Origin of the sequence: Paenibacillus stellifer (assembly GCF_000758685.1) — a bacterium.
GTDB classification, from domain to species: Bacteria; Bacillota; Bacilli; order Paenibacillales; family Paenibacillaceae; genus Paenibacillus_AQ; species Paenibacillus_AQ stellifer.
The window spans coordinates 258,887-269,708 of record NZ_CP009286.1 but is presented as its reverse complement, the minus strand read 5'-3'; the positions used below and the strand labels follow the sequence as shown (position 1 = coordinate 269,708).

10 protein-coding genes and 1 riboswitch are annotated in these 10,822 nt (G+C 53.4%); of the genes, 6 read left to right on the top strand and 4 right to left on the bottom strand.

Features of this window, described 5'->3' with window-relative positions; genetic code table 11:
* Position 1: 1 nt before the first annotated feature.
* Positions 2-724 (bottom strand): urea amidolyase associated protein UAAP1, encoded by a 723-nt coding sequence (locus PSTEL_RS01450; RefSeq protein ID WP_038693034.1) that lies wholly within the window; start codon positions 722-724, stop codon positions 2-4.
* Between the two features lie 101 nt (positions 725-825).
* A riboswitch (guanidine-I (ykkC/yxkD leader) is annotated at positions 826-939 on the bottom strand.
* Between the two features lie 257 nt (positions 940-1,196).
* Here PSTEL_RS01450 and PSTEL_RS01445 point away from each other — a divergent pair.
* Entirely contained in the window at positions 1,197-2,522 is a 1,326-nt protein-coding gene (locus PSTEL_RS01445) for an APC family permease (protein WP_038693033.1), read from the top strand.
* A gap of 193 nt (positions 2,523-2,715) precedes the next feature.
* Positions 2,716-3,510, top strand: a complete 795-nt coding sequence (locus tag PSTEL_RS01440) for a hypothetical protein (protein ID WP_052098110.1) — start codon at positions 2,716-2,718, stop codon at positions 3,508-3,510.
* A 294-nt stretch (positions 3,511-3,804) separates the two neighbouring features.
* On the opposite strand, the gene PSTEL_RS01435 is transcribed toward PSTEL_RS01440, so the two are convergent.
* Positions 3,805-5,112, bottom strand: coding sequence for a nucleobase:cation symporter-2 family protein (locus tag PSTEL_RS01435; RefSeq protein WP_038693032.1), 1,308 nt, complete (start codon positions 5,110-5,112; stop codon positions 3,805-3,807).
* Between the two features lie 498 nt (positions 5,113-5,610).
* Here PSTEL_RS01435 and PSTEL_RS26625 point away from each other — a divergent pair, with 498 nt between their 5' ends.
* The gene (locus PSTEL_RS26625) at positions 5,611-5,841 is read left to right on the top strand and encodes a ribbon-helix-helix domain-containing protein (RefSeq protein ID WP_156995739.1); all 231 of its coding nucleotides are present in this window, start codon (positions 5,611-5,613) and stop codon (positions 5,839-5,841) included.
* Positions 5,842-5,867: 26 nt separating this feature from the next.
* Positions 5,868-6,677, top strand: coding sequence for an alpha/beta fold hydrolase (locus PSTEL_RS01425; protein ID WP_038693030.1), 810 nt, complete (start codon positions 5,868-5,870; stop codon positions 6,675-6,677).
* A gap of 52 nt (positions 6,678-6,729) precedes the next feature.
* On the opposite strand, the gene PSTEL_RS01420 is transcribed toward PSTEL_RS01425, so the two are convergent.
* A complete protein-coding gene (locus PSTEL_RS01420) occupies positions 6,730-7,371 on the bottom strand; it encodes a response regulator transcription factor (protein WP_038693029.1) in 642 nt (213 codons plus the stop codon).
* Positions 7,372-7,401: 30 nt separating this feature from the next.
* The gene (locus tag PSTEL_RS01415; protein ID WP_052098109.1) at positions 7,402-9,534 is read right to left on the bottom strand and encodes a GAF domain-containing sensor histidine kinase; all 2,133 of its coding nucleotides are present in this window, start codon (positions 9,532-9,534) and stop codon (positions 7,402-7,404) included.
* Positions 9,535-9,758: 224 nt separating this feature from the next.
* On the opposite strand from PSTEL_RS01415, the gene PSTEL_RS01410 reads away from it, so the two are divergent.
* Positions 9,759-10,331 carry a hypothetical protein gene (locus PSTEL_RS01410; RefSeq protein ID WP_038693028.1) on the top strand — a complete coding sequence of 191 codons (573 nt, stop codon included), beginning with the start codon at positions 9,759-9,761 and terminating at the stop codon, positions 10,329-10,331.
* A gap of 67 nt (positions 10,332-10,398) precedes the next feature.
* The gene (locus PSTEL_RS01405) at positions 10,399-10,794 is read left to right on the top strand and encodes a VOC family protein (protein WP_038693027.1); all 396 of its coding nucleotides are present in this window, start codon (positions 10,399-10,401) and stop codon (positions 10,792-10,794) included.
* Positions 10,795-10,822: the final 28 nt, after the last annotated feature.

Sequence of the window (10,822 nt, the reverse complement as noted above, 5' to 3'; positions counted from 1 at the left end):
GTTAGTTTGCTCCTCTCATCAATGCGTAGGCATTCCATGTATTTTCAAAAGCCCGCCGGTTCTCCCCGCAGTGGTTAACACAGAGATCATCCTCAAGGACCGGCGCGGCATCCGCGACACAGATCGTTACAGCCGACTCCGGATAATCCTTCGACGGATTCAGGGGATTTGGCGTATTCGAGAATACCATCAGCACATCCATTTCCGTCCGCAGCGCAACCGACCGCCCCGCCGTCTCCTGAGGGATATACCGCATGGAGCCGTCCAGCTCGCAGATCACCTTGGAGAAAAAATTGACCGGTGTGCTCAAATCCCGAGGCGTCAGGTTATGACGATACAGCTCTACAACCAGATTCTCCTCACCGCTGCGATGCCAGGCGTTCCGTTCCTGCTGATAGGAGGTCGAGCCGTACTTGCTGTCCGTGCCCACCCGGTTCGTGTACCCGCCAAGCGGATCATGCCAGCCAACCGTATCCTCCGTGACCGAAGCCAGCACCCTTCCCTGATCGCTCATCAGCACATGTCCGGCCGTATAAAAAGCGGTGTGCTGCGCCTTGAGCGAATCCGGCATATTGTAGCGCTCGGAAGGATGAAAGGCATCGTACAGCAGAGCGGAGAGATTCGCACCGTCTCCGGCCGCCGTCAGTGTAATGGACTTGCCCTTGCCGATCCGTGCGGACCATTTGCCTCCAGGCTGCAGCGTAATTGAGAATGGTGATGTCATCTTAATTCCCCCTGTATGCGGATTTGGACTTGAACTGCCTGAACACTTGCCGAAAAAAAATAAAAAAGCCCGGGAGAAGCATCAAAGCTGACTTTGATGGATTCTCCCGGGCTTTTTTCCCGCCGTGTACACCAAGGCGACTAACGCGCCGATGCGCCTTCTCTCGGACCAGCCGACTCCCCAGAGGAGAGCCCGGAACCCTAGAAGACCTTGTTATGAAATTGCTTGTGTAACGAATCCTAACACAATTTTGGGACCTGCGCAATAAACCTTACGCATTTTTCCGAAAAAAAGACGTGCGATCTCCAAAAATCCAGGCGGATTGTATGGAAAACTCACTCTTTCAAACATATGTTCGTCTTATTTTCTGAAAAAAAGACTTGATTTTTCGAAAAACCCCTGCAACAATGTGAGGTGTCATGACATAGCCAATGTTTCACTGCTGTTTCTCAAATTTGGTGGAGGGATGCAAATGTCGAATAACCTAACATTAAAACGGAATCTGTCTTTATCCCATGTCGTGACTATGGGTCTGGCCTGGATGTCGCCCATGATCTTTTTTACAAGTTTCGGTGTGCTGCTTGATGGTGCAAAAGGCATGCTTCTCGCGGCTTATATGCTGGCCTTCGTGGCCATCGTCTTCACGGCTGCAAGCTACGGACAGATGTCGCGCGCCTTTCCCGTCTCCGGCTCCGCATATACGTATGTAAGCAAAGCGATTCATCCGTTTCTCGGCTTTCTGGTAGGCTGGGCGGTGCTGCTCGACTACCTGTTCTCCTGCATCATTGCTGTGCTGATGTTCGGTATTAACCTGAACGCCCAATTTCCCTCGGTTCCCTCCTCGGTGTGGATCGTGCTGCTCACCGCTGCCGTCATGGTCATCAACATCGTCGGCATCAAGGAATCCGCCAATGTGAGCAAGATATTCGTGCTTATGCAAATTGTGTTTATCGCGGGATTTTGCGCCCTTCTTGTCTACAAAGGTCTCCAGGGCGGGATTACGGCAGGCTTCAATCCTTTTGCCGCGGGAAAAGGGGTATCCTTCTCTTCCATCCTGGCCGGCGCTTCGCTTGTCTGCTTCTCATTCCTCGGCTTTGATTCCATCACCACGATGGCGGAAGAGACGAAGGAACCAAGCAAGACTATTCCCCGCGCCATTATTATCATCGTCGTGCTGGCGGGTCTGATGTACTTCGCCACAGCCTATCTGATTCAGCAAATGTACCCGTCCTTCACCTTCACCAACATGGATTCGGCCGGTTTTGAGCTTATGCAGTCCATCGGCGGCAGTATGCTTGCTTCGGTGTTCACCTTCGTTATCATCTTCTCGATACTGTCCCAGGGCATGTCGTCCATGACTACGGTCACCCGGCTGCTGTTCGTCATGGGCAGAACGTCGCTCCTTCCCAAAGCATTCGCTTCCATTCATCCCAGATTCCGCACACCTGTGTTCAATATCATCCTGGCTAGCATTATCTCCCTGTCCGCTCTCTTCATCAGTCTGGATACGGCTATCAAATTCGTGAACTTCGGCGCGCTGACGGCCTTCCTCTTCGTCAACTTGTCCGTTATCTTTCACTATATCATCCACATGAAGCAGCGGTCCCCGAAGGACCTGCTCTTCCGCCTGCTGTGCCCGCTCTTCGGCGCCGGATTCGTCCTGTATCTCATCACGCTGCTCGATATCGACTCTCTTATGCTCGGAGGCAGCTGGCTTGCTATAGGCTTGGTATTCTATTACCTCCGGAGCGCCAAGTCGCTGAAAATGAGCGGGGCCGAAGCCGAAGGCGCAGCTTAATCAACAAACATTTGTTCGTAAAAGTGTTGACAATTTCCTGGTTTTTCTTGTATAGTTGGGACAAATCACATCGTTCGTGTCAGGGAAGCACCCTGCGGAAGATAGGCTGAAAGGCCTTGTTCTGCAGGGTGCTTTTTTGCGTTCGCAACGTGGCGATGTGGATTCTATTACGCATTTGGAGGAGATGCTAGTGTTGACCATCTTACAGAATTTTGCCCGCCGATCAATCATCGCGCTGTGCATTTTTGGCGCCCTGCTTGCCGCCCTGCCTGGTCTCGCCATCCCGGCCCATGCCGCCGCGTTCGAGCCGGAATTCGCCGCCGCCATCGGCAGCATCGATCAGCTCTATGACGGCTACACCGCGCTGGAGACCGCCATCAAGCTTCAGAAATCGCAGATTCAGGAGCTGAGAAGCCGCAACGATGACAGGCAGAAGAGTGTTGCCGCCAAGGCTAAGCTGATCGACAAGGCGAAGATTGAACAGCTGAATTCGGCGTCCGTGCAAGTCTCCGGCAAGCATGCAGCGCTGCTTCAGCAGTACAGCGATCTTGGCAAGCGCGCGGCGGCAGCGAGGAAGAGCAAGGACAAGAAATCCGCCGACCTGCTGGATCTGCAGCGGAACAAGCTGAAGCCGTCTGTCGAAGCCGCCCGGCTGGAGATCAAGAACGCCAAGGAAGCCTTGGCCGCAGCCAAGAAGTCTGCTTCGGCCAAGGGCAAGCTCGTGACGGACGCCCTCATCCCGGTGCAGAATCTCCGCAAGCAGGTCACGGCGGAGAACAAGAAAATCGCGGCCGCCAACCGAACGCGAACCGCCGCAAGCAAGAGATACCGGCTCGCCGTCAAGCAGGGCGCGGCGATTACGGCGGCAACGGAGATGGCGCTGATGTATAATGAGCTCGGCAAAATCAATGCCTGCTGGAAGACCATCTACGGCTATGAGAAACAGATTGCCGCCGCCTTGAGCACGGCCGAAGCCAAGCTGCCGTAATTACTTACCGTAATTATTTGCCGTACTTATTGGGCCACGCCAGAACATTTGCAACATTGGTAGGGACATCAGGGATTCACTGACACCATTTTATTGTTTGGGGCTGATTTGCCATTGTTTCAACGATGCATCATTCCGAAGCCCGCTCCGGAGAGCGGGCCTGATGAAGCAGCAGAGCCGGGGTATATTAGCCGAATATATTAGGCCGGATCACACGGGCAATGCGCCCTGCCATAAAGTACGGATTGCCGCTTCGTTCATAACGGAGATTGCGAAGACTGCCAAGGCCTGGCCTCAGGATACCTCTTTCACCTGCTGAACCGGTATGCTGGTCTTTTTGGGGCCAAGGTTGAAGAAGACATTGAGCAGGATGGCGGTCAGACTGCCGGTGATGATGCCGTCGCTGACAATGATCTTGATGCTCTGCGGCAATTGGGCGAACAGATCCGGAACCGTTGTGACACCGACGCCAAGGGACACGGAGCAGGCGACGATCAGGAGATTCGACTGCCTGCCGAAATCTACGGTCTGCAGCATTTTGATTCCGGATGAGACGACCATGCCGAACAGGACAACCGTCGCCCCGCCCAGCACGGCGCTGGGGATGATCGTGGCAAACGCCGCAATTTTAGGAATAAGCCCGAGAAAGACCAGAATGCCTCCCGCAACGACGATGACGTTGGTTGTCTTGACTTTGGACAGCTGAACAAGCCCTACATTCTGGGCGAAGGTATTATACGGGAAGGCGTTCAGAATCCCGCCGAGCACAAAGGCCAAGCCTTCGGCGCGGTAGCCGCGGGCCAAATCCTTGTCGGTCAGGGGCTGGTCGCAGATTTTGCTCAGCGCCATGAACACGCCGGTCGATTCAATGATGACGACCATGCCCACAATAATCATCGTCAGGATGGGTCCGATCTCAAAGGACGGCGCTCCGAAGTAAAAAGGCCGCGGGAGGTGAAACCAGGAAGCATTCTGAACCGGAGAGAAATCAACCTTGCCCATTAATGCAGCCGCCAGCGTGCCGATGAGAATTCCCGCAAGCACGGACAGCGATTTGATGAATCCGCGGGAATACCGGTTAAGCAGCAGAATGAAGAGCAGCACTCCGAAGGACAGCGCCAGATTGTCCAGGCTTCCGAAATCCTTGCTGCCGTTGCCTCCGGCCATATTTTTAATACCTGTTGGAATCAGCGAAAGACCGATCAGCGTCACGACCGTACCGATCACAACCGGCGGGAACAGCTTGACGATCTTACTGAAGAAGACCGCACCCAGCATGATAAAGAGACCGGCGGCAATGATGGAGCCGTAAATGGCCGTGACCCCGTACTGGGAGCCGATGGCGATCATCGGCGTCACTGCGACGAAGGAGCTTCCCAGCACCGCAGGCAGTCCTACACCCAGATATTTGCCTTTGCGCGCCTGAAACCAGGTCGCGATGCCGCAGGTCAATAAATCGATCGATACCAAGTAAGCCAATTGCTCAGCGGTCAAGTTAAGAGCCCTTCCCACTATCAAAGGAACCACTATAGCTCCTGCATACATTGCCAATACATGCTGCAATCCCAGTGAGAACACCCTCATGCCTTTCGCTTTCTCCATTCACCCTTACCCCCTGATTTGAATTATCAGTCAATCGGCCATCCATCATGTGAAGTTGATTCACATTATATAAAGAATTAGCCGCATCTATAACGAGTTCAGGTGCATGATCGTTACACCAAACAAAGAATTCCCGAACTTTTGGGCATCATTCACAAAAAAACGTATGCCTTCTAGAATTATCACGTTAGTTTTCATGACAAAACTCAAGAGGGCGTAGTCAACGGGATTACCCTGGACACCTTCGGGCCTAAGGGCATCTCCAACCGGGTCCAAGCGGCTCCGACGCTCTTGCTCTTCTTATTCACCTCTGATTCCAGAAGCATAAGCTCCCTGGCATCCAATTGGCTTTTCGATACAGAAGTCTCCGCTTGAACCTCCCCTTCCTTTTTTACCCCAGGATTAACATTCCAATATAAGGGATTGCTAGACAATTGATTAAGGTAGCAATAATTGACTGCTAATCAATGATATGGAATGATAGGGTTGGGTGATGGGATGATGGAGATGAACACACGCAAGGCCCCGGTTTCTCAATCCGGCAAGAGGGGAGGCCATCGCAGGGGAGCAGGCCGCAAGCCAATAGGCATAACTCGAAAAATCTCATTAACCCTGCCGCAGGAATGCTGGGATGAGATTGATCGCTGCTGCCATAGAGGTGATTATTCCGTTTCCGAAGTGCTGCGGGCGATAATTGCAGACAATCTTCATAATGCCGATTTCCTGTAAATGAGCAGGCAAGGAGAGTTCATTCGATGAAACATGACTATTTGAATGATTATTTGAACCTGGACGATGGTAAGATCTTTTATTCGATTTCAGGAAAAGGCGATCCGATCATCCTGCTGCATGGCAACTTCAATGATCATCAGATCTGGAACGAGCAGGCAGAGATTTTATCCGCATATTATGAAACCATCCGTTATGATCTGCGGGGATACGGCCTTTCCAGCACCCCCGATTCCTCATTCTCCAATGTCCACGACCTAAAAGCGCTGATCGATTTCCTGAAGTTACCCAGCGTCACTCTGCTCGGTTCCTCCTCGGGCGGCGCCGTTGCTATCGATTTCTCCCTCACTTATCCGGGGCTCGTTCGCAGCCTTATTCTGGTCTCGCCTTCGGTAACCGGCAACTCTTACCCGCTTCCATTCATGTGGCATGGATTGATCAATTACATGAATGTCACTCTAAGGGGACGGGAGAAGGCCGTTGAAGCGTTCATCGCAAGCCCATTCTGGCGGTATTATTTTCCTCCCTTGAGCAATGAAGAAGCCCGGAATAAAGTTCTCCGCAATGTTCGAAATACGGACAACTTTTGCCGGGTCCCGCCCAAACTCACTATCGCTGCCAAGCCTTACGCTATCAGCCGTCTGGAAGAAATTAACATACCGACGCTTATCTTCATTTCTGATCAGGACCATCCTTTTAACCTGAATACGGCCGAAATTCTGAACACAACCATCAAGCACTCGTCCAAAATCATGATGCAGGGCTGCGGCCATCTACCTTTTATCGAGAAACCGGATGAATTCAATGAAAGGGTCCTTGCTTTTCTGTCCCCGTGAATCAACGGCAGATTCTCCCCTGCGGCCAGATCCAGCGCGCTCTGCTGCGCCATTAATCCTCCCGCGAGTCCTGTAGCAGTCGCTTCGCTTCATTCCTGTCCGACACCTGCAGCTTGTTCAAGATCGTGGAAATGTTGTTGGCTACTGTTTTGATGCTGATAAAAAGGCGGGTGGCAATTTGCGCATTACTCTGGCCTTCGGCAATGCACTCCAGAATTTCCATCTCCCGCCTGGACAGTTCGGCCAAAGCCGGGTGGTCTCTCTTCATGGCTGGCTTGGGCGCCGCAAAATAATGGATCATCCGGGCCGCAATGTCCGCGCTGAAGACCGCTCCGCCGCTGCCCACCATCCGGATGGATTGCAGCAACTCGTTCTCATCCGCATCCTTCAATACATAGCCCTTGGCTCCGGCCCGCATCGCCGTAAAGACAGATTGATCGTCCTGGAACATCGTCAGGATAAGCACTTCGATATGCGGGAAGCGTTCCTTGATCAGCCGGGTCGCCTCAATCCCGTTTAATCCGGACATGCGAATGTCCATCAGGATTAATTCCGGCTGAAGCGCGGCAGCCAGCTCCAGGGCTTCATCTCCGGTGGAGGCTTCGCCTACGAGCTGCAAATCCTCTGTCGTCCCCAGCAGATTGCGAACCCCGCTCCGAAACAATGGATGGTCGTCGGCGATGACAATTTTCATACTCACCTCTCCTTTGCGCTAACGCTTTTCTCAAAGGGGAAAAACGGCAAAAACCCGTGTGCCGCCATGCTCCAGTCTCTCAATTGTGCAATATCCGCCAAGCTCGGCGGCCCGCTCCCGGATCGATTGCTGGCCGATGCCGCCTTTACCGGAGACGGAGGCTGCAGTCCATATCCCGTCGGCGTTGCCGTCGTCTGTAATTTCCACCGTCAGCTTGTAAGCGGACGGGAGGTCCAGCCGGACCATGCATGACGTGGCTCCGGCATGCTTGATCACATTCACGACCGACTCGACGACGATCCGGAATGCGGCAACTTCCACCGCTGCGGGCAGTTCAGGAAGCGGCAGCGGCGCATGGAGCCTAATCCGCAGCGGCTCATTCCCCTGCTCCGCAGCAAGCAGCTCCGCCGGCTTCGACAGCTCGCGAATCCGCTCCTCGATAGCGCCGGTCAGACCCAGCTCATCCAGTGTCGGCGGACGCAGATCATGAACCAGGGTGCGGATCTCGCTTACGGTAGACCGAATAACCTGCCGGAGATCAGTCAGCATGTCGACGGCTGCCTCCGGGTCCTTCTCCACATATTTTTGGGCCGTCGCCGCATTCAGCGCAAGCGCCGCCAGCCTGGGAGCGAGGTCATCATGCAAATTATTTCGAATTTGGCGGCGCTCCTCCTCCCGGGCCAGCACCAGCTTTTCGCGCGATTCCTGCAAATCTTTTGCCAGCAGCTTCATGCCCAGCGTCATATTGACGTTCTCGACAATCGGTCCCGCCTGCCGCAGCAGAACATCGAGAAACTTGCCATCCTCCGGCGTGAACGCTTCTCCCGGTGAGCGGCTGGACACATAGAGCGTTCCGATCTCCTCACCTCTATGAATGACGGGGAACGAATGCACCTCGTTCACAGGCTCGCCCGCCGCAGCTACCATCTTCTGCTGACCGCCTACACCGATGGAAATGCCCGTGTAAGGAAGGCGCAGCGCATCTTTCACCGTCCTGACGACGGCGTCCAGCATGGCCTCCGGCGCAAGCGGCCGGATCAGCTGGTTCCCGAGCTCCAGAAGGACCGAGTAGGGATCGTCATGCCGTCCATTCATAAGACGGTTGATTTGGCGTTGAAGCCACTCCTTGAGCGGCGCGAACACCACGGCAACCATGGCGGTCGCCAGAAGGGATACGAGGAAGTTGTCCCTTGTCTGAAACACCTGGCTCAAATAAAGGACGATGATGCTGTACAGCAGAATAACGCAGACGGACAAGGCCGCATACACCAGCGTCCGGTTCACCAGTGGATCGATATTCCACAGCCTCGTACGCAGAATCGCCAGCATCAAGGTGACCGGTATGGCGGTTAACAATAAATTCAGGATCGCATTCAGATAGACAAAAGCGGCGGCTGAGCCGTCATTGAAGGTGGGGTCGAAGAGGATGCTCATGCCGACAAATCCCGCAAAACCGATCGAAACCCCATACACCACCCATTTGGTCTGCTGCCGCTGGGTAGGCCGGGAAACTTTGCGGAACCGGTAGACCTGGGAATAGATCAGGATCATGGTGGAGCCGATATACCACAGCAATGAAATAAACTCCGGCACATCAAAGCGACTCCACACTTGGCCGCGGTATAGAAATTGAAGGACATCTACGGCGAGGATGATGAGGAATACGGACCGGGTCCATTTCGGAACGAAGCGTCCGTCGGGAAAAAGGAAGAAAAACAGCGACAACGAGATCCAGCCCAGCATGGAAACCAGCATGAACCATTGCTGTGCCAGAAAGTGGCCTTCGGAGGCCACGATCGCGAGCGAAGGAAAGGTGGTCCCGAAAGCAACCATTGCGGCGGCAGCCAGTAAGCCCATCGGCTCGCGGAACCCTTTCCAGAGCATGGCCGCCGAGGTCACGTAATACACAAAGGTAAAGGCGCAATCGATCAGAACGAGCAGCAAAGCGTAGTTTTCCAGCGTCAGCCCTTGAGCGGGCATCGTCAAGGCTGGAACGGAAGTGCCGCAGCCATGGAGAATACAGGTCGTAACCATGGACGTGTAATATTGCGGAATGCTGGCGATATAGGTAACCATTGTGATCACGCAGAAAGACAGGACCAGCCATTGCAGGCTTGCCCATATCCAACGATTCGACTTCCAGGAGTTTGCCGCCATCGCCATACCCTATACACCCTCCTGAACAAAAGGATATCCCTCATTATAGCGTCCGTCCGCCGGACTTGACTACGGATGAGGCCGATTTTCCCGCGCAGCTTCCCGTTCTATTCCCGAGAACGGCTTCATTTTTCCCTATAAACCGGGAATCACATTCTCTGGCAGCCGGGAATTCCCGGCGATTAAGATCAATACATGGCAACACGAAAGCATATGGGAGGCTGAATGAAATGAATGAACATCATGTCATCAAATGGCTGGGAATGATCTGTATTCTTGCCGGAATTGCGCGCATAGGCATGACGCCAACGTCGATTATTTGGGGGACGGACAGTCCCCAGGAGCTGACGTTCGGATTAATCGCCTGTATTCTGATGTCGGTCGGCACAATCGTTACGTACACGGTGCAATCCCGTGAGACCGGAGTAACGGGCTTTATTACAACACTCGCGATTATTATCGCGAACATTGTCACGACCGCAATGGTATGGTCCCAATTTACCGCCGTCGCCGGCGCACCGATGCCGGAAGGCTTGGTAGTCAACATCTCTAGGATGATCAACATGATCGGCTTGATGGGAGGCTCTCTCGTCTTCGCCATCCTCACCTTCCGGGCCAATGTCTTTCCCCGCTGGGTTCCGGCCTTGCTGTTGCTGATGATCCTGATGCTGTTTATCCCGGTTGCGGATAACAAATTCTTCGCGGCCTTCTGGGGAATCGCCTATGTAGGGATGGGCTACTGCGTCTGGGCGGGTAAGCTCAATCAATCGGCCGCTGTGAGAACGGAATCTTTGAAGCTATGATGGATTTCGACCGAAAAAGGAAAGTATAATTAAGGAAACGCAGGAAGTCAAAACATAGGAGGAGATCATGGGCCGATTAGTTCATTTCGAAATTCATGTAGATGACATGGAGCGTGCCAAGAACTTTTATGGTGAGGTATTTGGATGGACATTTGAGGATTGGAGCGAATATGCCGGAATGCCCTATTTTGGGGCTACGACGGGCGATGCAGGCGAACTCGGAATCAATGGGGCATTGATGAAGCGTCAAGGACCTTCTCCTGAGCCTGGACAGGCTGTTAACGGTTATGCATGTACGATCGGAGTGGGGGATTACGATTCTACGGAGGCCCTGATTTTAAAGCTTGGCGGCAAGCTCGCACTGCCCAAATACGCACTGCCCGGGATGGCGTGGCAAGGGTATTACGTGGATACGGAAGGCAATCTGTTCGGCATTCATCAGCCCGATGAGCAAGCAAAATAAAATTATATAATTGCATAGATCTAAAAGC